At 73.0% G+C, this 21,637-nt stretch carries 20 protein-coding genes; 10 read left to right on the forward strand and 10 right to left on the reverse strand.

Annotated elements, in window-relative coordinates; all coding sequences use genetic code 11:
• The 3 genes from RE027_RS14695 to RE027_RS14705 form a co-directional block, all read left to right on the forward strand.
• Nucleotides 1-558 (forward strand): ATP-binding cassette domain-containing protein (locus RE027_RS14695; RefSeq protein ID WP_497795574.1); only part of this gene is annotated, 558 nt, incomplete at its 5' end.
• 190 nt (nucleotides 559-748) lie between these two features.
• Entirely contained in the window at nucleotides 749-2,773 is a 2,025-nt protein-coding gene (locus RE027_RS14700) for a DUF6807 family protein (protein ID WP_368809020.1), read from the forward strand.
• Nucleotides 2,770-3,840, forward strand: coding sequence for a M24 family metallopeptidase (locus RE027_RS14705; protein ID WP_368809021.1), 1,071 nt, complete (start codon nucleotides 2,770-2,772; stop codon nucleotides 3,838-3,840). Before RE027_RS14700 ends, RE027_RS14705 begins: the two co-directional genes overlap by 4 nt.
• 54 nt (nucleotides 3,841-3,894) lie before the next feature.
• On the opposite strand, the gene RE027_RS14710 is transcribed toward RE027_RS14705, so the two are convergent.
• The 10 genes from RE027_RS14710 to RE027_RS14755 form a co-directional block, all read right to left on the reverse strand.
• The gene (locus RE027_RS14710) at nucleotides 3,895-4,047 is read right to left on the reverse strand and encodes a hypothetical protein (protein WP_368809022.1); all 153 of its coding nucleotides are present in this window, start codon (nucleotides 4,045-4,047) and stop codon (nucleotides 3,895-3,897) included.
• A gap of 390 nt (nucleotides 4,048-4,437) precedes the next feature.
• A complete protein-coding gene (locus tag RE027_RS14715) occupies nucleotides 4,438-5,529 on the reverse strand; it encodes a mandelate racemase/muconate lactonizing enzyme family protein (RefSeq protein ID WP_368809023.1) in 1,092 nt (363 codons plus the stop codon).
• Complete coding sequence (locus RE027_RS14720; RefSeq protein ID WP_368809024.1) at nucleotides 5,526-6,497, reverse strand: NAD-dependent epimerase/dehydratase family protein; 972 nt, start codon at nucleotides 6,495-6,497, stop codon at nucleotides 5,526-5,528. Before RE027_RS14720 ends, RE027_RS14715 begins: the two co-directional genes overlap by 4 nt.
• The gene (locus tag RE027_RS14725; protein ID WP_368809025.1) at nucleotides 6,494-7,882 is read right to left on the reverse strand and encodes a Gfo/Idh/MocA family protein; all 1,389 of its coding nucleotides are present in this window, start codon (nucleotides 7,880-7,882) and stop codon (nucleotides 6,494-6,496) included. Before RE027_RS14725 ends, RE027_RS14720 begins: the two co-directional genes overlap by 4 nt.
• A gap of 88 nt (nucleotides 7,883-7,970) precedes the next feature.
• On the reverse strand, nucleotides 7,971-8,915 hold the full coding sequence (locus RE027_RS14730; protein WP_368809026.1) for a carbohydrate ABC transporter permease: 945 nt from the start codon (nucleotides 8,913-8,915) through the stop codon (nucleotides 7,971-7,973).
• Nucleotides 8,908-9,864 (reverse strand): carbohydrate ABC transporter permease, encoded by a 957-nt coding sequence (locus RE027_RS14735; protein WP_368809027.1) that lies wholly within the window; start codon nucleotides 9,862-9,864, stop codon nucleotides 8,908-8,910. Before RE027_RS14735 ends, RE027_RS14730 begins: the two co-directional genes overlap by 8 nt.
• Before the next feature lie 220 nt (nucleotides 9,865-10,084).
• Nucleotides 10,085-11,254, reverse strand: coding sequence for a glycerate kinase (locus tag RE027_RS14740; protein ID WP_438612443.1), 1,170 nt, complete (start codon nucleotides 11,252-11,254; stop codon nucleotides 10,085-10,087).
• Between the two features lies 1 nt (nucleotide 11,255).
• Complete coding sequence (locus RE027_RS14745) at nucleotides 11,256-12,155, reverse strand: sugar phosphate isomerase/epimerase family protein (protein WP_368809029.1); 900 nt, start codon at nucleotides 12,153-12,155, stop codon at nucleotides 11,256-11,258.
• A complete protein-coding gene (locus RE027_RS14750) occupies nucleotides 12,152-13,405 on the reverse strand; it encodes a dihydrodipicolinate synthase family protein (protein ID WP_368809030.1) in 1,254 nt (417 codons plus the stop codon). Before RE027_RS14750 ends, RE027_RS14745 begins: the two co-directional genes overlap by 4 nt.
• Complete coding sequence (locus tag RE027_RS14755) at nucleotides 13,402-14,640, reverse strand: Gfo/Idh/MocA family protein (protein WP_368809031.1); 1,239 nt, start codon at nucleotides 14,638-14,640, stop codon at nucleotides 13,402-13,404. The genes RE027_RS14750 and RE027_RS14755 overlap by 4 nt, the downstream gene beginning before the upstream one ends.
• 153 nt (nucleotides 14,641-14,793) lie before the next feature.
• On the opposite strand from RE027_RS14755, the gene RE027_RS14760 reads away from it, so the two are divergent.
• The 7 genes from RE027_RS14760 to kdgD all read left to right on the forward strand — a co-directional run bounded on the left by RE027_RS14760 (nucleotide 14,794) and on the right by kdgD (nucleotide 21,634).
• Nucleotides 14,794-15,792: a LacI family DNA-binding transcriptional regulator gene (locus RE027_RS14760; RefSeq protein ID WP_368809032.1), complete on the forward strand. Its 999-nt coding sequence runs from the start codon at nucleotides 14,794-14,796 to the stop codon at nucleotides 15,790-15,792.
• A 216-nt stretch (nucleotides 15,793-16,008) separates the two neighbouring features.
• On the forward strand, nucleotides 16,009-17,022 hold the full coding sequence (locus RE027_RS14765; RefSeq protein ID WP_368809033.1) for a tripartite tricarboxylate transporter substrate binding protein: 1,014 nt from the start codon (nucleotides 16,009-16,011) through the stop codon (nucleotides 17,020-17,022).
• 68 nt (nucleotides 17,023-17,090) lie between these two features.
• Nucleotides 17,091-17,618, forward strand: coding sequence for a tripartite tricarboxylate transporter TctB family protein (locus tag RE027_RS14770; protein ID WP_368809034.1), 528 nt, complete (start codon nucleotides 17,091-17,093; stop codon nucleotides 17,616-17,618).
• A 10-nt stretch (nucleotides 17,619-17,628) separates the two neighbouring features.
• Nucleotides 17,629-19,164 (forward strand): tripartite tricarboxylate transporter permease, encoded by a 1,536-nt coding sequence (locus RE027_RS14775; protein ID WP_368809035.1) that lies wholly within the window; start codon nucleotides 17,629-17,631, stop codon nucleotides 19,162-19,164.
• Nucleotides 19,161-19,562 carry a universal stress protein gene (locus RE027_RS14780; protein WP_368809036.1) on the forward strand — a complete coding sequence of 134 codons (402 nt, stop codon included), beginning with the start codon at nucleotides 19,161-19,163 and terminating at the stop codon, nucleotides 19,560-19,562. The genes RE027_RS14775 and RE027_RS14780 overlap by 4 nt, the downstream gene beginning before the upstream one ends.
• A gap of 105 nt (nucleotides 19,563-19,667) precedes the next feature.
• Nucleotides 19,668-20,552, forward strand: a complete 885-nt coding sequence (locus tag RE027_RS14785) for a LysR family transcriptional regulator (protein WP_368809037.1) — start codon at nucleotides 19,668-19,670, stop codon at nucleotides 20,550-20,552.
• Nucleotides 20,553-20,686: 134 nt separating this feature from the next.
• Nucleotides 20,687-21,634, forward strand: coding sequence for a 5-dehydro-4-deoxyglucarate dehydratase (gene kdgD, locus RE027_RS14790; RefSeq protein ID WP_368809038.1), 948 nt, complete (start codon nucleotides 20,687-20,689; stop codon nucleotides 21,632-21,634).
• Nucleotides 21,635-21,637 lie beyond the last annotated feature (3 nt).

Raw genomic sequence — 21,637 nt, forward strand, 5'->3', positions numbered from 1 at the left:
GTCGAGGCGATGACCATGGGCGACCGGGTCGCGGTGCTCAAGGACGGGCACCTGATGCAGGTCGACACCCCGCGCAACCTCTACGACCGCCCCGCCACGGAGTTCGTGGCCGGGTTCATCGGCTCCCCGGCCATGAACCTCTTCCGGGTGCCCGTGGCCGGGAACACCGCGAGCTTCGGCACGATGCGCATCGACCTCACCGACACCCAGCGCGCGGCGATCACCGGCACCCACGTCACCATCGGGATCCGCCCGGAGGACCTCGCCCCGGCACCGGAGGGCACCGGGCTGCCGATCGTGGCCGACGTGGTCGAGGAGCTCGGTGCCGACGCGTTCGTCTACGGCCACCTGGCCCCGGTCACCGCCGCCAACACCATCGTGCAGGTCGACCCCACCGCCGAGGACGCCGCCCAGGACGATGGCCCCGGCGCCCACGAGATCGTGGTCCGCGTCGAGGGCCGCACCCCGCCCCGGCCCGAGTCCACGATCTGGGTCGCCCCCACCCTGGAGCACATCCACCTCTTCGACACCGGCACCGGCACCCGCCTGCCCGACTGACCGCCACCCGCACACCCCTACGCGCCACGGCGTCCTCCCCGGGGACGCCGTGGCGCCGCAGGCCCCGATCACCGGATCGGGGCCTGCGGCGCGCCGACGGCCGACCCGGCGCCCAGGTGTGACTCTTGACACACCGAAAGCCGGTCGATACGTTGGAAAGCGCATTCCCACTGCGTCCGAGGAGACTCCCGTGCATGCCCAGACCGCTCCCGCTCCATCCTCCGGCCTCGCCCGCGAGGCCTCCGTCCGCGTCTGCCTGGTCGGCATCGGCGGCTTCGGCGAGCGGCACCTGGAGAACATCCGCCGGCTCGAGGAGGAGGGCGGCGTCCGCCTCGTGGCGGCCGTCGACCGGCGCGCCGACGACGACGGGGCGCTCGGGCCCGAGGTGCCGATGTTCGGCGACCTCGAGCAGCTGCGGGCGGCGGGCCTCGACGTCGACGTGGTGGTGGTCTCCACCCCGATCGACACCCACTTCGAACTCGCCCTGACGGCCCTGGACCTGGGGGCCGACGTCCTGCTCGAGAAGCCGCCGGTGGCGAACCTCGAACAGTTCGGCCGCCTGCTCGCGGCCGCCGAGGACGCGGGCCGCCTGGTCCAGGTGGGGTTCCAGAGCCTGGGCTCCCATGCGCTGGAGCTCATCGACCGGCTGCTCGAGAGCGGGGAGATCGGGCGGCTGCGCGCGGTGGGCGCCACGGGGCTGTGGTCCCGGGACACCGACTACTTCACCCGGTCCCCCTGGGCCGGCCGGCGCCGCATCGGCGGCGTGGACGTGGTGGACGGGGTGGTCACGAACCCGCTCGCCCACGCCGTCATGACCGCCCTGCACATCGCCGGCGCCCGGACCGCCGAGGACGTCGCGCAGCTGCGCACCGAGCTGTACCGCGCCAACGCGATCGAGTCCGACGACACCTCGGTCGTGCAGGTCCGCACGGCGTCCGGCGTCCCCGTCACCTGCGCCCTGACGCTGTGCGCGGCCCAGCAGCAGGACCCCTTCATCACGATCGACGGCACGGAGGGGCAGGCCGTCCTCCACTACACCCGGGACGAGCTGGTCGTCTCGGGGCCCGAGGGCACGCGGACGATCACCTCGGGGCGCACGAACCTGCTGGAGAACCTGATCGACGCCCGTCGCCACGGCACCGCGCTGCTCTGCCCCCTGGCCGCCACGGGGGCGTTCATGCGGGTGCTCGACGCCGTGCGCACCGCCCCGGACCCCGTGCCGATCGCCCCGGAGCACGTGCGGTGGCACGAGGAGGGCGGTGCGCGGCGCGCCGTCCTGCCCGGGGTCGAGGACTGGGCGGCCCGCGCCGTCAAGGCCCAGGCGGGCTTCGCCGGGCTCGGCGCGCCGTGGGCGGCGCCCGCCCCGGCCGGGGAGCGCTTCGTCGTGGCGGGCCACGAGGTCGCCCGGGTCCGCACGGGCGAGGAGGTCGCCCCGACCTCCTCGCCGCGCCCCTTCCTGCACCCCGTGCGGACCCTCGGCGGCGTCACCGTCACCGACCAGCAGCCGTTGGACCACGTCTGGCACCTCGGCGTCTCGACCGCGCTCCAGGACGTCGACGGCCTCAACTTCTGGGGTGGGCGCACCTACACCCGCGAGGACCAGCGCTACGTGTGGCGGGACGACCACGGCCACGTCGCCCGCGTGGCGGCCCGGGCCACGGACGCCCGGCTGGACGAGGAGCTGTCCTGGATCGGCCCGGACGGCGCGGCGGTCCTGACCGAGCAGCGCCGCTGGACGTTCCGCCCGGTGGCCGAGCACGCCTGGGAGCTCGGCCTGCGCTTCGGCCTCTCCCCCGCCGGCGACCGCCCCGTGCAGCTCGGCAGCCCCGGGTCGAACGGGCGCGCCGGCGGCGGCTACGGCGGGTTCTTCTGGCGCCTGCCGGCCTGCGCGGACGCGGACGTGTTCACGGCCGACGCCGCCGGCGAGGACGCGGTGCACGGCAGCGTGTCCTCGTGGCTGGCCTTCTCGGCCGAGTTCTCCGGGCGCCCCGCCACGCTCGTCCTCCGCCACGGCGGGTCCTCGGCGGACCCGTGGTTCGTCCGCGTCTCGGGCTATCCGGGGGTGGGCCTCTCCCTGGCCTGGGACTCCCCGGTGACCACGTCGCCGGAGGCGCCGGTCGAGCGGGCGGTGCACGTGCTCGTCGTCGACGGCCGGCTCGACGCCGCCCGGGTGGAGGCCCTGCTGGACGGCGCGTCCGAGAGCCGCGGGACGTGAGCTCCCCGGTCGCCGACCGGGCGGAGAAGCGCCGCCGGGTCCTGCTGGTGCTGGAGGAGCACGGCGCCGACGCCGTGCTCCTGGAGAGCCACACGGCGGTGTCCTGGTATCTCGACGGCGCCCGCGTGCACGTCTCGCTCGCCGGCCCGCCGGTGGCGGGGGTGCTGGTGCACCAGGACGGGGACGAGGTGGTGACCTCCTCCAGCGAGGCGGCCCGGCTGGTGGCCGAGGAGCTGCCCGGGGACGTCCGGCTGCACGAGCTGCCGTGGCACGCGTCCCCCGCCGCCCCGGAGAGCTGGTTCCCCGGCGCCCGCTCGATGGCGGTGCTCGCCGAGGACTGCCTCGCGGTCCCCCTCCGGGCGGCCCGGGCCTCCCTGCTCCCGGGGGAGGCGCTGCGCTACGAGGCCCTGTGCCGGGTCGCCGCGGCCGTGCTCACGGACGTCCTGAGCCGGGCGACCCCGCGCACCACCGAGCGGGAGGTCGCCGCCGAGCTCGCCGCCGGGCTGGTGCTGCGCGGCGCGGAGCCGCTCGTGCTCCTGTGCAGCGGTGAGGAGCGCCTGGCGTACCGCCACCCCCTGCCGACCGCCGGACCCCTGGGGCGGCGGGCGATGGCCGTCGTCTGCGCCCGCCGCGGCGGCCTGATCGCCAACGTGACCCGCTGGGTGCGCTTCGGCCCGGCCCCCGCGGAGGAGACCGACGCGGAGGCACGGATCGCGGAGGTCGAGGCCGACGTGCTCGACGTGCTGCGTCCCGGGCTGCCCCTCGCGGACGTGCTGCCGGTGCTCCAGCAGGCCTATCCGCGCCACGGCTTCGACGCCGGCGAGTGGACCCGGCACCACCAGGGCGGCCCGGCCGGGTACGCGGGCCGCGACCCGCGGCTCGCCCCCGGGGTCCCCGACCGGGTGCACGAGCACCAGGCGTTCGCGTGGAACCCGTCCGCGCCCGGCGCGAAGATCGAGGACACGGTGCTGCTCGGCGCCGACGGCCCCCGGCCGCTGTCGGTGGACCCCCGGTGGCCCGTGCAGCGGGTGCGCGGCCGGGACCGGCCGGCCGTGCTCGAGCGCTGACCGACGCGCGGTCCCGGCCGGCACCGTGCACCGCTTCGCGACCGCCCGGGGTGCTCAGCCGCCGGTGACCCGGGAGCGGCGTCCTCCGGCCGCGAGCTGGCCCGCCAGGGCGACGACCGCGGCCGCGACCATGACGGTGGCCAGGGGCGCCGCGGTGCCGCCCCCGTCGATGCCCACCATGCCCGCGGCCCCGTTCAGGACCTGCACGAACCGGGCGGCGACGAGAGCCTCGACGGTCGGGGCCGGGACGGTCGCGGCTGAGGCCCGGGCGGGGCGGGCCCGGCAGGTGCTGGGCCGGGGCGCCGGCCCGGGGCACGTCCGCCGCCGCGGAGGCGGCCGGTCTGCAGCGCAGCGATCTCAGCGCGGCGCTGCGGAGCCTGGTCCAGAGGGGCACGGCCGAGCGCCGCCCCGACCCCGTGGACCGGCGCTGCCACAGCCTGCACCCCACAGCCTGCACCCCACTGCCGCGTCCGCGGAGAACCTGACCCGACTGCGCGCCCTCTGGACCAGGGTGCTACAGGAGGGCGTGGCATGTCGAGCAGGCCGACCGCCGTCACCGGGGGCAGCCGGGACACCGCCCGACGCCGGGGCCCGGCGTCAGACCAGGGCCTCCTGCGCGGCGGGCAGCGACTGCTGCTGCAGCGCCAGGCCCAGTCCGGGGCGGTCGAGGAGCTCCAGCCGGGAGCCCGTGACGCGCACCGGGGACGGCTCGGCGAGGATGCCGAGGTCGGCGAACCCGGCGTCCTCCACGATCTCCACCATGGTGGGCTCCGCGAGGGTCAGCGCCAGCTGCCCGGAGAGCTCCGGCAGGAGGTGGGGTGCGATCCCCACGTTGTGCGTGCGGGCCAGCTCCACGATCCGCCGGAAGGGCGTGATGCCGCCGACCCGCACGATGTTCGGCTGGACGATGTCCACGGCCCCGGCGGCGATGAAGTCCCGGAACCGGTAGACGTTGTGCAGGTTCTCGCCGAGCGCGATCGGGACCCGGCTGAACCGGCGCAGCTGGCGGTAGCCCTCGAGGTCGTCCGCGCGCAGCGGCTCCTCGAGCCACGACGGGGCGAACGGCTCCAGCGCGTCCAGGGCGCGGCGGGCGGTGGGCAGGTCCCAGCGCTGGTTGGCGTCGATCATCAGGCCCCGGTCGGGCCCGAGCAGCTCGCGCACGGCGGCCACGCGCTCGACGTCCTCGCGCAGGTCCGGGCGGCCGACCTTGATCTTGACCGCGCCGAAGCCCGCGGCGATCCAGCGGCGCACCTGCTCCTGCAGCTCGTCGAGCCCGTAGTGCAGGTTCACGCCGGACCCGTAGACGGCCACGTCCTGCTGGCGCCGGCCCAGCAGGTCGGCGACCGGCAGGCCGGCGCGCCGGGCCCGCAGGTCCCACAGGGCGAGGTCGATCCCGGCGAGGGCGATACCGGTCAGGCCCGTGCCGCCCTCGTGCAGGAACTTCCACGCGTCGTCCCACAGCACCTCGGGGTGCTCCGGGCGGCCCCGGACGAAGCCCGCGAGGTCGTCGTCGAGCAGCGCCTGCACGGCCCGGGCCCCGATGGTCGGGGTCCAGGAGAAGCCGGTGCCGGTGGCGCCGTCGTCGGCCACGACCGTGACGGCGATCAGGTGGTTGCGCGGGGCCTCCGGGCCCCAGCTGCGCAGCAGCCGGGCCGTGATCAGCTCCGTGTGCACGGCGGCGATGCTCATGCGGTGTCCTTTCCGTGCTGTCCGGCGCCCGCGAGCTGCCCGGGCGCCGGGTCGCCGGCGCCCTCCCGGAGCTCGGTGCGCCAGCTGCGCGCCGGCTCCCAGCCCAGGACCTCGCGGGCCTTGTCGATGCTGAAGGCGGGCGCCGTCCCGGTCAGCCCCGCGGCGAGCTCCTCGCTGCCGGGGACGAACTGCGGGATGAGCTCCGCCAGCGGGCGCCGCGCCAGGGCGTCGGCCGCGCCCACGAAGAAGGTGTCCCCGTTGCGGATCCCACCCATCCGCTCGAGCAGGGCCTCGAGGAAGGCGGTGACGTCCCGGGCGTCCACGTAGTTGAACAGCGCGGGGGCGGCGAGCGCGGGGTCGTCCAGGCGTTCCAGTACGGTGTGGCCCTGCTGGGTGGGCGCGCCCGCCCACTCCTCGGGGGCGATCACGTAGCAGGGGCGGAAGGACGCGTAGCGCACGGCCTCGCCCCGGGCGGCGGCGAACATCTGCGCGACCTGCTCCGCCACGTGCTTGGACAGCCCGTAGGCGTGCCACGGCCGCGGCGGCGTCCGCTCGGTCAGCGGGAAGGAGGGCGGCAGCCAGCCCGCCGGGGAGCCGTAGCCCAGCACCGTGGGGCTGCTGGCCATCACGATCCGCCGGGCACCGGCCTCGGTGGCGGCGCCGGCCACGTTGTGCGCGATCACCGCGTTGGTCTGCAGGATGACGTGCTCGGGGGCGCTGAAGGGCACCGCGATGGCCGCGAGGTTGACCACCGCCTCCGGGGCCGCGGAGCGCATCAGCGCGAGCGTGGCCTCCGGGTCGGTGAGCTCCGCGGCCCGGTGCTCGACGGCGGGGTGCTCGGCGGTCCGCTGGGCGTCCGCGGGCAGGGCGCGGTCGACGCTGACGACGTCGTAGCCGGCCTCCGCCAGCCCGGCGACGACGCTGCGCCCGAGCCGCCCGGACCCGCCGGTGACGACCACCCGGGTCATGCCGGGACCTCGCTGCGCTGCTCCGCGGCGGCCGTGCCGAGGTCGAGGTCGGCGATCCGCACGGGCGCGCCGGTCTCGAGGGACCGGTTGCCCGCGATGCCCACGGCGACGGCCGCCACGCCGTCGCGGTAGCCGGAGGGCCGGCCGTAGGGGTCCTCGCCGGGACCCCGGAAGACGTCGGCGAGCAGGAGGCGGTCCCCGCCCCCGTGGCTGCCGGCGCCGCGGCGGATGGGCACCTCCTCCGCAGCGCCCCAGTGCCGCTGGACGACCAGCCGCTCGCCGTGCCGCCGGGCCCCGCCCTGGTCCGCACCGGCGGTGACCGAGGGGTCCACCGGGGTCCCGCCGCTGGTGGGCAGCACGGCCGCTCGCTCCACGACCTCCAGCTCGGCCCGGCCCTCGGTCCCGTTGACGGCCACCCGGTAGCCCTCCCAGGGCGCGTGGGCGTTGAGGGAGTAGGACAGGGTGGCCCCGCGCGCGTAGTCGACCACGAGCGCGAGGTTGTCCTCGATGGTGATCCCGTCGGAGAACACGTCCTGGTCCCGGCGGTAGCCGTCGTGGTGCTGGTGGTCGAGGTAGAGCCGGCTCAGCCGCTCGTCGGCGCGCAGGTCCAGGGCGAAGGGGTCCCCGGCGGGGCCGTCGGGCCGGGGGGCGCCCGCGCGCGCCCGGGCCTCGGCGTTGTCCCGGCCGTAGAACCGGAGCCCGCCGGAGGCGAAGACCCGCTCCGGGGTGTCGCCCAGCCACCAGTTGACCAGGTCGAAGTGGTGGGAGGACTTGTGCACCAGCAGCCCGCCGGAGTTCTGCTTCTGCCGGTGCCAGCGGCGGAAGTAGTCGGCGCCGTGGACGGTGTCCAGCACCCAGCTGAAGTCCACGGACGTGACGGTGCCGATCGTCCCGGACTGCACGACGTCCTTGAGCGCGGTGTTGCGCGGGGAGTAGCGGTAGTTGAAGGTCACCACCACGTGCCGGCCGGTCTCCTCGACCGCCGCGGTGACGCGGCGGCAGCCCTCGGCGTCGATGGTCAGGGGCTTCTCCACGACGGCGTCCGCACCGGCGCGCAGGGTCTCGCAGATGTAGTCGGCATGGGTGGCGTCGGGAGTGGTGATGACGACCCGGTCGATCGCCTGCTCGCGGATCGTGCGGGTGAGCGCCGCGGGGTCGAAGACCTGCGCCTGCACCCCCCAGGTCTCCTGGACCAGCTGCCGGTAATGCTCCGCGCGCCCGGGGTTGCTGTCGCCCACGGCCACCAGCTCGGCGACGTCGGCGTGGTCGTCCAGCAGGGAGCGGACGTACATCTCGCACCGGTGGCCGGTGCCCACCACGAGGTACCGGGTCCGGCCTGCCGGCGGTGCCGTGCCGTCCGTGCCGGCGGGATCTGGGCTGCGCATCGAGTGCTCCTTGTCCTGGGGGTGGGGATCTCTGGTGAGGGGCTCCGTGCCGGCGGGTCTGCGCCCGCCGGCACGGAGCCCGGCCGGGCTACTTGATGCCCGTGGTGGCGATGCCCTTGACGAGGAACTTCTGCCCCACGAGGAAGGCGATGAACACCGGCAGCAGGGACACGATCGACATCGCGAACAGCGAGCCCCACGAGGACTCCCCCGTGGCGTCCACGAAGGCGCGCAGCGCCACCGGGACGGTGAACATGTTCGGGTCGGTCAGGTAGATCAGGGCGCTGAAGAAGTCGTTCCAGGTCCAGATGAACGTGAAGATCGTGGTGGTCGCCAGGGCCGGGACCATCATCGGCAGGATGATCTGCCCGAAGATCCGGGCGTGGCCGGCGCCGTCGATGCGGGCCGCCTCGTCCATGTCCCGCGGGATGCCGCGGATGAACTGCACCATGAGGAAGACGAAGAACGCGTCCGTGGCGAGCAGCTTCGGGACGATCAGCGGCCAGAAGGTGTTCACCCAGCCGATCTGGGAGAACATGATGTACTGGGGCACGATCACCACGTGGAACGGCAGCATGATCGTGAGGAGCATCAGCGCGAAGGCCGGCTTCTTGAAGCGGAACTCGAGCCGTGCGAAGGCGTAGGCGGCCATCGAGCAGGAGACCAGGTTACCCACGATGCACCCGAGGACCACGATCGCGGAGTTCAGCAGGTAGACGCTGAACGGGCTGGACAGGGCGTTCCACCCGCCCGTGTAGTTCGCGCTCTCGAAGGTCTCGAGCAGGATGCCCGGCTCCCGGAAGATGATGTCGTTGGGGCGCAGGGAGCTGGCCAGCATCCACAGCAGCGGATAGATCATCACGCCGCCCGTGAGGATCAGCGCCAGGTGCTTGAACAGGGAGCGGACCCTCCCCCGGACGCCGGGGCCGCGGGGCTTCCGCCGCGGCGCGTTCTGCGCGCCCTCGTGCTGCGCCGGGACGAGGTCCTGATCGGCGGCCCGGGCGGGGCTGTCGGTGATTGTCGGATTAGTCATCGTAGAACACCCAATACTTAGACGCGATGAAGTTGAGAGCGGTGAACGCCCCGATGATGACGAGCAGCAGCCAGGCCATGGCCGCGGCGTAGCCCATGTCGAACTGGCCGAAGCCCGTCTGGTACAGGTACAGCGTGAAGAACATCGTCGAGTCGGACGGGCCTCCACGGCCGCCGGAGACGATGAACGCCTGCGTGAAGGACTGGAACGCCTGGATGATCTGGAGCACCAGGTTGAAGAAGATGATGGGGCTCAGCAGGGGCAGCGTGATCCGGAGGAACTGCGTGATCTTGCCGGCGCCGTCGATGGAGGCCGCCTCGTAGTACATGGCGGGGATCTGCCGCAGGCCCGCGAGGAAGATGATCATCGGCGCCCCGAAGGTCCACACGTGCAGCAGGATGATGCTGCCGAGCGCGGTGCGGGGGTCCGAGATCCACCCGATGCCCTCGATGCCGACGAGGGCCAGCACCTGGTTGACCAGCCCGCTGGTCCCGAAGAGCTGCTTCCACAGGATCGCGATCGCCACGGAGGCGCCGAGCAGGGACGGCAGGTAGAAGATGGAGCGGTAGAACGCGAGGCCGCGCAGGCCCCGGTCGAGGACCATCGCGATCGCCAGGGCGAGTGCGAGCTGCAGCGGGACGCCCACGAACACGTAGGTGAAGGTCACCTTCAGGGAGTTGTGCAGCCGCTGGTCCTCGATCATCCGGGAGAAGTTCTCCAGGCCGATCCAATCGGGGGCCCGCATGAGGTTGTAGTCGGTGAACGAGAGGTAGAGCGACATCAGCATCGGGCCGAGCGTGATGACCACGAGCCCCACGATCCAGGGCGCCAGGAAGATCAGCGCCGCCTTGTTGTCCCGCCGGTCGGCGCGGGGCCGCTTCCGGCCGGCCGCGGGCTTGGCGCGGTCCCCCGGCAGCCCCTCCCGGGTGACCTCCTCGACGACGCTCATGCCGGGACCGCCTCTCGGCGCAGCCGCGGCCGGAAGGCCCGGCGCGGGTCGGTGTCGATGTGCCTCGTTGTCATCGGTCTCTCCTCGGGACGAGTGGGAAAGCGTTTTCCACATCTGCGTTGCCCCCCAGGCTAGTGATCGCAGGATGTGAGGTCAACCACAATTGTGCGGGGATCTCAGTGTGTCGTCGTGCTCCGTGGGCGGCGGGTCGCGCCCACGGTCAGGACGGGGCGGGCCCGAGCCGCCGGAGGGCCTCGGCCGCGGCCAGCGGCGCGTAGTGAGACGCCCGGGCCTGCGCGGCGTCCACGGACGGGGCGGCCTCCACGAGGGACGCGGCGGAGCCCACGCCGGCGGCGAGCAGCTGCCCGGCGGACAGGGACAGCCGGCCCGCCACCGCCGCCACGGGGATCCCCCGGGCGGCGGCGAGCGCCGCCGCGGCCAGCGGCGCCTTGCCCTGCAGGGACTGCTCGTCCAGGGATCCCTCCCCGACGAGCAGCAGGTCGGCGTCCCGCAGGTGCTCCTCGAGCCCCACGAGCGCGGCCACGAGGTCGAAGCCGCGCTCCAGCACGGCAGGGGTCAGTGCCAGGAAGCCGGACGGGAAGCCGCCGGCCGCCCCGGCGCCGGGGCGCAGGAAGGGACGGGACCCGGCCGTGCCGGCCAGCAGACCGGCCCAGCGCCGCAGCGCGGCGTCGAGCTCGTCCCGGGCCCGGGCGTCGGCGCCCTTCTGCCCCGCGAAGACGTGGGCGGCGCCGTCCGGCCCGTGCAACGGGTTCCGGACGTCCACCGCCAGCCGCAGCCGGACCGACCGCAGCCGCGGGTCCAGCGCGGAGGTGTCCAGCCGGGCGGCCTGCAGCAGGCCCGCCCCGCCGAGGGGCACGGGCACGCCGTCGGCGTCGAGCACCTCCAGTCCCAGCGCCCGCAGGGCACCGGAGCCCCCGTCGGTCATGGCCGAGCCGCCCAGCCCGACGACGACGTCCGTCGCCCCGGCGTCCAGTGCCGCCCGGATCAGCTGGCCGCAGCCGTAGCTGTGCGCCGCACGGGCCGTCGTGGGGCTCGGCCGGACCTGGTCGAGCCCGCTGGCCTGCGCGGACTCGACCACCGCGGTGGTGGCTCCGCTCCCGGAACGGAACAGCGCCCAGCGCGCCCGTACCCGGCCCTCGACGGCGCCGCGGACCGGTGTCCGGCGCAGCTGCGCGCCGGCCGCCACGGCGGCGTCCACCGTGCCCTCGCCGCCGTCGGCCAGCGGGACCGTGACGACCCGGGCGGCGGGCCAGTGCCGCCGGACCCCGGCCGCGAGGGCGCCGGCCGCCTCGGCGGCCGTGAGCGAGCCCTTGAACTTGTCGGGCGCCACGACCACCCGGGGGCGGTCGCCGAGCCCCCGGGTCCCCATCTCAGGCGGGGGCACGGGCGGGCTCGCCCGTCAGGGACGGGAGCACGAGGGACTCCCAGCGCTCCTTCATCACGGCGAGCGTGACGTCGGCCTCCTGGTCGAAGATCTCCTGGTTGAAGATCTCGACCTCCACCGGGCCCGTGTAGCCCGCCGCGGCGACCCAGCGCCCGATCGTGGCGAAGTCGATCACCCCGTCGCCCATCATCCCGCGGGAGAGCAGGGCGTCGGCGGCGATCGGCAGGTTGAAGTCGCACACCTGGTAGGACGCCAGCCGGCCCTCGGCCCCGGCGCGGGCGATCTGCGCCTCCAGCTCCGGGTCCCACCAGACGTGGAAGGTGTCGACCACCACGCCCACGGCCTCCGTGGGGTGCGGGGCGGCGTAGTCGAGCGCCTGCTTCAGGGTGGACAGCACGGCCCGGTCGGCCGCGTACATCGGGTGCAGCGCCTCGAGCACGAGGCGCACCCCGTGCTCCCGGGCGAAGGGCACGAGCTCGGCCAGGCGCTCGGCCACGCGCGCCCGGGCTGCGACGAGGTCCTTGTCGTCCCGGTCGCCCGTTCCGCCGAGCACGTGGGCGGCGGCGGGCAGCCCGCCGACGACCATGATCAGCTCGCCGGTGCCCAGGGCCTCGGCCTCGCGGATCGCGGCCCGGTTGTCCTCGAGGACCGCCCGCTGCCCCTCCTCGTCGGCCGCCGTGAGGAAGCCGCCCCGGCACAGGCTGGAGACCTGCAGGCCGGCGCGGGAGATGATCCGCGCCGCGCTCTCCAGCCCGGCCTCGGCCACGCGGTCGCGCCACACGCCGATGTGCCCGAGCCCGGCCCGGGCCGTGGCGTCGACGGCCTGCTGCAGGGTGAGGTGGCGGGTGGTGCCCGTGTTCAGCGACAGCTGGAAGTCCGCGCTCACGCCGCGCCCCCGGTGCTGCCGGCCGGCACCAGGGCGGGCGCCCCGAGTCCGGCGACGTCCAGGAAGGCGCTCATCCGCCGCGCCGCCAGCTCGGGGTCGAGCAGCAGCCCGGCCCCGTCGGCCAGCTCGAAGACCCGCACGAGGTGCGGCACCGAGCGCCCGGAGTGCAGCCCGCCGACCATCTGGTAGCCGGGCTGGTGCCCGTTGAGCCAGGACAGGAAGGCGATGCCGGACTTGTAGTAGAAGGTCGGGGCACCGAAGACGTGGCGCCCGAGGGCCTCCGTGGACTCGAGGATCGCGCGCGCCCGGTCCGGCTGCCCGGCGTCGTAGGCCTGCAGCGCGGTGGACGCGGCCGGGTAGATGCCCGCGAAGATGCCCAGCAGGGCGTCGGAGTGGCGGGTGCCGTCGCCGTGGACGAGCTCGGGGTAGTTGAAGTCGTCCCCGGTGTAGAGGCGGACCCCGTCCGGCAGCGCCGCCCGCAGCCGCGTCTCGTGCTCGGCGTCCAGGAGGGAGACCTTGACGCCGTCCACCTTCTCCGGGCGGGACCGGATGAGCTCGAGGAACGTCTCCGTGGCGGTGCCGACGTCGTCGCTGCCCCAGTACCCGCCCAGGGCGGGGTCGAACATCGTGCCCAGCCAGTGCAGGACCACGGGGTGGCGGACCTCGTCCAGCAGGCCCGTGTAGACCCGCAGGTAGTCCTCCGCACCCCGGGCGGCCCGCACGAGGGCGCGGGAGGCCATCAGGACCACCTTGGCCCCGGCACCCTCGACGACGGCGAGCTGCTCGCGGTAGGCGGCCTCGACGGCCTGCAGCCCCGCCTCGCCCGGCGCGATCCCCGCCGGGTCCAGCTGGTCCGTGCCGGCCCCGCAGGCGATGAGGTCGCGGACCGTGCGGCCCGCCAGGGCCGGGGCCCCGGCGCTCAGCACGGAGGCGGCCTCGGCGGTCGAGCGGCGGATCAGCTCCTGGGTGGCGGCCCAGTCCAGGCCCATGCCGCGCTGGGCGGTGTCCATGGCGTCGGCCACGCCCAGCCCGTAGGACCAGACGTCGTGGCGGAAGCCCAGTGTCGCGTCCCAGTCCAGCCGCGCCGGCGCCCCGGGGGTGTTGTCCCCGAGGGCGTGCGGGACGACGTGGGCCGCCGCGTAGGCCTTGCGCGAGCTGATCGGGGCCTGGGGCCGGGTCCAGGCCCCCGGCCCGGAGAGCACGTGCTCGGCCAGGGAGCCGCTGCCGTCCGGCAGGAGCACGGCGCTCATCGGACGGCCTCGGCGATCTCGGGGGCCGCGGTGGTCGTCGCGGACCCGGCGGCCGGCTCCGCCGCCCGGGCGAGGTCGAGCTCCGGGATGTCGACGGTGCGGCGCTCGGCGGAGGACTGCAGACCGAGCTCCGCCAGCTGCACGCCGCGGGCGGCGGAGAGCAGGCCGAAGCGGTGCTCGCGCCCGGCGACGACGTCGGCCAGGAACTCCTCCCACTGCGCCTTGAAGCCGTTGTCCAGCTCGGCGTTGGCGGGCACCTCCAGCCACTGGTCGCGGAAGGACTCGGTGACCGGCAGGTCCGGGTTCCACACCGGCTTGGGCGTGTGGGCGCGCTGCTGGGCCACGCACTTGTTCAGCCCGGCGACCGCCGAGCCGTGGGTGCCGTCCACCTGGAACTCCACGAGCTCGTCGCGGTACACGCGCACGGCCCAGGAGGAGTTGATCTGCGCGATCACGGGGTCGCCCTCGGGCGTCTCGAGCTCGAAGACGCCGTAGGCGGCGTCGTCGGCGGTGGCCGGGTACTCGTGACCCTGCTCGTCCCAGCGGGCCGGGATGTGCGTGACGGCCTTCGAGGTGACCGACTTCACCGGTCCGACGAGACCCTCCAGGACGTAGTTCCAGTGGCAGTACATGTCCGTGGTCATGGACCCGCCGTCCTCGCGCCGGTAGTTCCACGAGGGGCGCTGGGCCTCCTGGTGCTCGCCCTCGAAGACCCAGTAGCCGAACTCGCCGCGCACGGAGAGGATCCGGCCGAAGAAGCCCTCGTCGACCAGCCGGCGCAGCTTCACCAGCCCCGGCAGGTAGAGCTTGTCGTGGACGACCCCGGCGGTGACCCCGCACTCCTGGCCGATGCGCGCGAGCTCCACGGCCTCCTGGAGGGTCTCGGCGGTCGGCTTCTCGGTGAAGACGTGCTTGCCGGCGAGCATGGCCTTCTTCAGCGTGGCCGCCCGCAGGCTGGTCATGGAGGCGTCGAAGACGATGTCCACGGTGGGGTCCGCGATGAGGGCGTCGAGGTCGGTGCTCCACTGCTCCACCCCGTGCCGGCGGGCCAGCTCCTCGACCTTGGCGGCGTTGCGGCCGACGAGGATGGGCTCCACGACGACGCGGCTGCCGTCGGGCAGCGTGATCCCGCCCTGGTCCCGGATGGGCAGGATCGAGCGCAGCAGGTGCTGCCGGTAGCCCATGCGGCCGGTGATGCCGTTCATGGCGATGCGAAGGACTCGAGGTTGGGACATCGTCCACTCCAAGGGGTTGAGAAAATTTGCAGGAAAGCGCTTTCCACTCTAGAGTTGCCTCAGTGTGACTGTCAACACTTTTCCGGTCCCGGCTCCTTGGCGGACAGGACGAGAGACCCGCCGTCAGCGGCGGGGAGGAAGCGGGACCGAACGATGAGCGCAGTGACCCTGTCGCAGGTGGCGCGGGAGGCCGGGGTGTCCCTGGCCACGGCCTCCCGGGTGCTCAACGGGTCGGACCGCCGGCCGGCGGAGGGGATCGCGGAGCGCGTGCGCCTCGCCGCGGAGACCCTCGGCTACGTGGCCAACGCGCAGGCCCAGGCGCTGGCCCGCTCCACCACCGGGCTCGTCGGCCTCGTGGTCCACGACATCGCCGACCCCTACTTCTCGTCGATCGCCAAGGGCGTCCAGCGCCGGTCCCGCACCCACCGGCACCAGCTGCTGCTGGCGGCGACCAGCGGCACCGACCAGCTCGACGCCGTCTCCGCCTTCGCCGCCCACCGCACCGACGCGATCATCATGGCCGGCTCACGCCGGGAGGACATCGACCCCCGGCTGCTCGCGGAGCTCGAGCGCTACCAGAAGAACGGCGGCCGCGTGGTGACCATCGGCCAGGACTGGCTCGAGGGCGCCGGTGCGGTGACCATCGACAACCGCAGCGCGGGGGCGGAGCTGACCGCCACGCTGGTCGAGGCCGGACGGACCCGGTTCGCCTTCCTGGGCGGACCCGACGACCTCACCACCGCGGTCGAGCGCCGCGCCGGCTTCCGGGCGGCCGTCGCCCGGGCCGGGCTGACGCCCGAGGCGGAGACCGTGCAGAGCTTCGACAGCCAGGGCGGCTACGAGTCGGTCCGGGACCTGGTGGCGCGCGTCGGTCTCGGCCGCCTGCGCGGGCTCACCCTCGTCGCCGCCAACGACATCATGGCGCTCGGCGCGATCGCCGCCCTGCGGCACGCCGGCCTGCACGTGCCGGACGACCTCTGGGTGGCCGGCTTCGACGACATCCCGAACCTGCGGGACTTCTCCCCCGGCCTGACCACGGTCCGCTTCCCCCTGGAGGAGATCGGGGAGACCGCGGCGGACATCGCGCTCAGCGGCGACCGCCCCCGGGTGGAGCACGTCGTCGGGGAGTTCGTCCGGCGCGAGAGCGCCTGAGCCGCTCCTCGCCCCCGGACCGGGGGTGCCGCGGCAGAGGGCCGCAGGTGCCGCCCGGCCGCACCATGCCCTGTGTGCATCAAACCATGCCTATTAGGGCTTGGACAAGCATCACGCATAGTTCCTACGCTCAGAGCCGAGAAGTTTCCGTGTGATCCGTCTCACGAACCAAGGGACGTGGTCCCACTTCAGCTCAGCGCTCTACAAGGAGAGAACATGCTCGCATCCGCTCGCATCCGCCGATCCATGCTGGTGACCAGTACTGCGATCGTCTCGGTGATCTCGCTGTCCGCCTGCGGCAACATCACGAACGGAGGAGGAGCCGGCGACGGCTCCGACTTCCCGACGGGTCCGGTCACCCTCAACGTCGGCCAGGCCGCCGGGGGCAGCACGGACCTGATCGCCCGCGCCGTGGCCTCCGGGGTCTCCGAGGACCTGGGCGTGGCCGTGCCGGTGGTCAACAAGCCGGGCGCCAACGGGGCCCTGGCCACCCAGGAGGTGATCGGCCAGCCCGCCGACGGCCACAGCCTCATTCTGCTCAACGCCTCCCTGCTCACCGTCACGCCCCTGGCCGTCGGGGAGAACGAGGCCGTGGACATGGAGGACCTCGACATCATCGCGGGCCTGTCCCGCGACGACTACGTGCTGATCACGCACGCGGACACCGAGTACGAGACCGTGGAGGACGTCGTGTCGGCCGACGGCGAGATCACCTACGGCACCGCCGGGGTGGGCACCGCCAGCCAGCTCGCCCAGGCCGCGCTGTTCGCCCAGGCGGACGTCCAGGGCCGTGACATTCCCTTCGACAGCGGCGCGCCCGCGATGGCCGCCGTGCTCGGCAAGCAGGTCGAGCTGGCCACGGTGCAGCTGGGCGAGGCGATGCCGCAGATCGAGGCGGGCACGCTGCGTCCCATCGTGGTGTTCTCCGAGGAGCGCAACGAGTACCTCCCGGACACCCCGACCGCTGTCGAGGCCGGCTACGACGTCCCGGTGTCCCAGTACCGTGCCATCGCCGCTCCTGCCGGCACTCCCGAGCCCGCGAAGGAGCGACTGCGGGAAGCCCTGGAGGCCACGTTCGAGACCGAGGAGTACCAGCGGTTCAACGAGCAGAACATGCTCACCCCCGAGGAGATCTCCGGCGAGCAGGTCAAGGAGGACTGGGCCGAGTACGCCGAGCGGTACCGGACCATGGCCGAGACCTACGACATCGACCTGGGCGGGGGGAACTAGTGTCCAGCTCCTTCGACAGTGCCCCGGCGCGCTCCGGGTCGACGCCGGCCGAGCGCCAGGACACGGACATGACGCCGGCCGAGCACCGGGACGAGGACACCCTCCCCGACGCGGTGCTCGCCGCGGAGGACGGCTACATCCCCGACGAGGACGCTCCTCGCGCCGGCCCCCTCGCCAACGTGGGAGCCGCCGTGGTGGTGATCGCCTTCGGCGCGTTCGGCATCATCAGCTCCCTCTCCCTGGGCATCGGCTCCGCGGCAGGTCCGTCCGCGGGCACCTGGCCCTTCGCGATCTCGGTGGTCATCACGCTGCTGGGCATCACGCTGCTGTTCACCGGACGCCGGCTGCAGGACGCGGAGAAGTTCACCCGGCAGAGCGCGGCCGTGATCGTGGGCGTCGTCTCGCTGGTCGGAGCCACGTTCCTGCTGCCGGTCATCGGTTTCGAGATCCCGTCGTTCCTGCTCCTGCTCGTGTGGATGAAGTTCCTCGGCGGGGAGTCCTGGCGGCTGTCGATCGTCATCGGCGCACTCATCACCGCGGCCTTCTACGCCATCTTCCTGCTGGCGCTCCGCGTGCCCCTTCCTCACCTCTTCTAAGGAACATCCCATGGACAACCTGACTCCGGTTCTGGAGGGCTTCGGCGTGGTGCTGGATCCTGGGAACCTGCTGTTCTGTCTGATCGGCGTGGTGGTGGGCATGGTCATCGGCGTGCTGCCCGGCCTCGGCCCGGCCGCCACGATCGCCATCCTCCTGCCGATCTCCTACGGCATGGAACCGGTCACAGCGATCATCATGCTGGCCGGGATCTTCTACGGCGCCCTCTACGGAGGAACCATCACGGCGGTCCTGCTCCGTCTTCCCGGGGAGGCGTCGTCCGCGGTGACCGTCCTGGACGGGTACGCGATGGCCAGACAGGGACGGGCCGGCACGGCACTGGGCATCGCCGCCGTCTCCTCCTTCATCGGCGGCACCGTGTCGATCATCGCGCTGAGCTTCGTGGCCCCCGTGGTGGCCGGGTTCGCGCTGGACTTCGGACCACCCGAGTACGCCGCACTAACCCTCCTGGGCATCCTGCTGGTGGCGACCATCAGCAGCGGTCACATCGTCAAGGCGCTCATCGCCGCCTGCCTCGGACTGCTGCTGGCCACGGTGGGCCGCGACGCCTTCACCGGAGCTCCTCGTTTCACGTTCGACAACCTCAGCCTGGCCGACGGCCTGCAGTTCATTCCCATCGCCATGGGCGTCTTCGGTCTGGGCGAGATCCTCTACAACCTCGAACAGCGCCACAAGGCCACCTCGGCACCGGCCAACGTCAAGAACGTGTGGCCCTCGCGCCACGACTTCAAGGAGGCCTCCGGGGCGATCGGCCGCGGAAGCGTTCTCGGCTTCTTCCTGGGCATCCTGCCCGGCGGTGGCGCGACGATCTCCTCGATGGCCTCCTACGGCATCGAGAAGCGCCGAGCCAAGGACCCGTCCCGGTTCGGCCGGGGCGCCATCGAGGGCGTCGCCGGGCCGGAGACGGCCAACAACGCCGCCGCCACCTCGTCCTTCATCCCGTTGCTGACGCTGGGCATCCCCGCCAACGCCACGATGGCGGTGATGTTCGGTGCGCTGCTCATCCAGGGGATCACACCGGGGCCCCAGCTCGTCGACGAGCGCCCTGAGCTGTTCTGGGGCGTGGTGAACTCGATGTACATCGGCAACATCCTGCTGCTCATCATGAGCATTCCCCTGGTGGGGCTGTTCGTGAAGATCCTGCAGGTGCGCCCCTCGATCCTGGCCCCCATCACGGTGCTGATCACCTTCATGGGCGCCTACACGATCAACAACAGCATCTTCGACATCCTGCTGGTCATCCTGTTCGGCGTCCTCGGCTATGGCATGAAGAAGTTCGGGTTCGAGCCGGGCCCGCTCGTGCTCGCGTTCGTGCTGGGATCCCTGCTCGAGGAGAGCATGCGCCGGTCGCTGCTCGTCTTCGGCGGTGACGTCACCGGGTTCCTGGACCGGCCCATCGCCGCGACACTGCTCACGGTGTTCCTCGTCGTCGCGCTCCTGCCCGCCGCCAAGGCCCTGTTCAAGAAGTTCCGATCCCCCAAGACCGCCTCTGACGAGGCGCGCACCAAGGAGAACGTGGAATCATGACCATTCTCGTCGGATACGTCCCCACCCCCGAAGGAGAAGCCGCCCTGACGGCCGGACTCGAAGAGGCACGGCTGCGGAGCACCGGCCTCGTCATCCTCAACTCGCCACGGCAGGGAGCGACGGTCGACGCGGCGCTGGCGACCGATGAGGAGATCGAGGAAATTCTCGATCGGGCTCGTACCGCCGGGGTCGAGGCCACGGTCCGCCGCTCCGAGCACGGCGCGGACCTGGCCGAGGAGTTCCTGCGGCTGGCCGAGGAGACGGAGGCGTCCCTGGTGGTCATCGGACTCCGCCGCCGCTCCCAGGTCGGCAAGTTCATCATGGGCAGCCACGCCCAGCGCATCCTGCTGCAGATGGACCGGCCGGTGCTGGCCGTCAAGGTCTCCGAGAAGCACTGACCCCCGGAAGAGGCCCTCCGGCCGCTGCGCCCCTCGCAGCGGCCGGAGGGCCTCTTCGTCGTCGAGTAGCATGCAGAGGCAGGACAGGCACAGCGGGAGGTCATCGTGTTCACCCTGGACCAGGCCCGCAGTTTCATCGCCGTCGCGGAAGAGCTGCACTTCGGCCGCGCCGCGGCACGGCTCAACATGACGCAGCCTCCTCTGAGCCGGCAGATCCAGAAGCTGGAGAAGTCGGTGGGGGTGGAGCTGCTGGAGCGGGACAACCGCCGTGTGGCACTCACCGCCGCCGGCCGGGCGTTCCTGGCCGAGGCCCGCAAGCTGGTGGTCGCCGCCGACCGGGCCCCCCTCCTCGCTCGGCGCATCGCCGCCGGGCGATCGGGGGTGCTGCGGATCGGCTTCACCGCCGCCTCCGGGTTCAGTCTCCTGGGCCACCTGCTCAGCGAGATCGAGCAGGTGCTGCCGGACGTCGACGTCGACCTCCAGGAACTGGTGACCGGCGAGCAGGTGCAGGCGCTCGAGAACGGCGACCTCGACCTCGGGCTCGCCCGGCCGCCCTTCGACACCGAGCTCTTCGAGTCGCAGTTGCTGCTGGCCGAGGACCTGTACGTGGCCGCTCCGGCCGACCACCCCCTGAGCACCCTCAAGCGGGCGGTCACCTCGGCCGACCTCAAGGACCTGCCGCTGATCATGCACTCCCCCATCAAGGCGCGGTACTTCTACGACCACGTGGTGCGCATCGTGGAGGTGGAGCACAGCAACGTGGTCCACACCGTCAGCCAGGTGCTCACCATGGTGGCGCTCGTGGCCGCCGGGCGCGGGATCGCCTTCGTCCCGGAGTCGGCCCGCCTCCTCGGCATCGACGGTGTCGCCTATCTCCGGCTGGCAGGCGGATCCGCGGGCGCCGTCGAGCTGCATGCGCTCTGGGACCGTTCCTCCCGGAACCCCGCCCTGCATCATCTGCTCGAGCTGCTCCGCACCCAGTCCTACTGACCCGCCGGATCAATACCTTCACAGCATCACCTCATATAAAAATGGGCTTGGACGGCATCGAAAGTCGTCCCTAGGGTGAGACGTGATTCACAGGCAGACCGCCTCATCACGACCCCATGAAAAGGACGACGACCGTGGCCACACACACGCCCCAGGAACTGGCGGACAAGCTCAAGGACGGCCTGCTGTCCTTCCCCGTCACCGCGTTCGACCAGGACCTGCTCTTCGACGAGACCGCCTACCGCGAGCACCTGGCCTGGCAGGCCTCCTACCCCGTGGCCGGCCTGTTCGCCGCGGGTGGGACCGGAGAGGGCTTCTCCCTCACCCCCGAGGAGACCGCCACCGTGGTGCGCGCCGCGGTCGACGAGGTCGGGGAGACCGTCCCCGTGCTCGCCCCGGCGGCCGGCAACACCGCCCAGGCCGTGCGCAACGCCCACGACGCGGCCGCCGCCGGCGCGGAGGGCCTGCTGCTGCTGCCCCCGTACCTCACCGAGTGCGACCAGGACGGTCTGCTCGCCCACGCCTCGGCGGTCTGCGCGGCCACCGACCTCGGGGTGATCGCCTACAACCGGGCCAACGCCATCTACTCCGCCGAGACCATCGCCCGCCTCGCCGAGCGCCACGAGAACTTCATCGGCTTCAAGGACGGCATCGGCGACATCGAGCACCTCACCAAGGTCTACGCCCGCAACGGGGACCGGCTGTTCTACCTCGGCGGGCTCCCGACCGCCGAGACCTTCGCCCTGCCCCTGCTGCAGCTGGGCATGAGCACCTACTCCTCGGCCATGTACAACTTCGTCCCCGAGTTCGCCCTGGAGTTCTACCGCGACGTCCGGGCCCAGGACCGGGCGGCCGTGACCGAGAAGCTCAACAGCTTCGTGCTGCCCTACCTGGAGATCCGGGACCGGGCGAAGGGCTACGGGGTCTCGATCATCAAGGGCGGGCTGCGGGCCGTGGGGCGCGACGCCGGCGGCGTGCGCCCCCCGCTGCAGGACCTCACCGAGCAGGACCTCGCCGACCTCAAGGATCTCATCGAGGCCCTCCCCGCCGGAGCCCCGGCGGACGCCCTGCAGCGCGCCTGACGC

Origin of the sequence: Kocuria sabuli, from assembly GCF_040981185.1 — a bacterium.
GTDB lineage: Bacteria > Actinomycetota > Actinomycetes > Actinomycetales > Micrococcaceae > Kocuria > Kocuria sabuli.

Coding starts and splice junctions, on each gene's coding strand:
- RE027_RS14715 (WP_368809023.1), bottom strand. CDS start 5,529: ATGAGCATCGCCGCCGTGCACACGGAGCTGATCACGGCCCGGCTGCTG.
- RE027_RS14720 (WP_368809024.1), bottom strand. CDS start 6,497: ATGACCCGGGTGGTCGTCACCGGCGGGTCCGGGCGGCTCGGGCGCAGC.
- RE027_RS14725 (WP_368809025.1), bottom strand. CDS start 7,882: ATGCGCAGCCCAGATCCCGCCGGCACGGACGGCACGGCACCGCCGGCA.
- RE027_RS14730 (WP_368809026.1), bottom strand. CDS start 8,915: ATGACTAATCCGACAATCACCGACAGCCCCGCCCGGGCCGCCGATCAG.
- RE027_RS14735 (WP_368809027.1), bottom strand. CDS start 9,864: ATGAGCGTCGTCGAGGAGGTCACCCGGGAGGGGCTGCCGGGGGACCGC.
- RE027_RS14740 (WP_438612443.1), bottom strand. CDS start 11,254: ATGGGGACCCGGGGGCTCGGCGACCGCCCCCGGGTGGTCGTGGCGCCC.
- RE027_RS14750 (WP_368809030.1), bottom strand. CDS start 13,405: ATGAGCGCCGTGCTCCTGCCGGACGGCAGCGGCTCCCTGGCCGAGCAC.
- RE027_RS14755 (WP_368809031.1), bottom strand. CDS start 14,640: ATGTCCCAACCTCGAGTCCTTCGCATCGCCATGAACGGCATCACCGGC.
- RE027_RS14760 (WP_368809032.1), top strand. CDS start 14,794: ATGAGCGCAGTGACCCTGTCGCAGGTGGCGCGGGAGGCCGGGGTGTCC.
- RE027_RS14765 (WP_368809033.1), top strand. CDS start 16,009: ATGCTCGCATCCGCTCGCATCCGCCGATCCATGCTGGTGACCAGTACT.
- RE027_RS14770 (WP_368809034.1), top strand. CDS start 17,091: ATGACGCCGGCCGAGCACCGGGACGAGGACACCCTCCCCGACGCGGTG.
- RE027_RS14775 (WP_368809035.1), top strand. CDS start 17,629: ATGGACAACCTGACTCCGGTTCTGGAGGGCTTCGGCGTGGTGCTGGAT.
- RE027_RS14780 (WP_368809036.1), top strand. CDS start 19,161: ATGACCATTCTCGTCGGATACGTCCCCACCCCCGAAGGAGAAGCCGCC.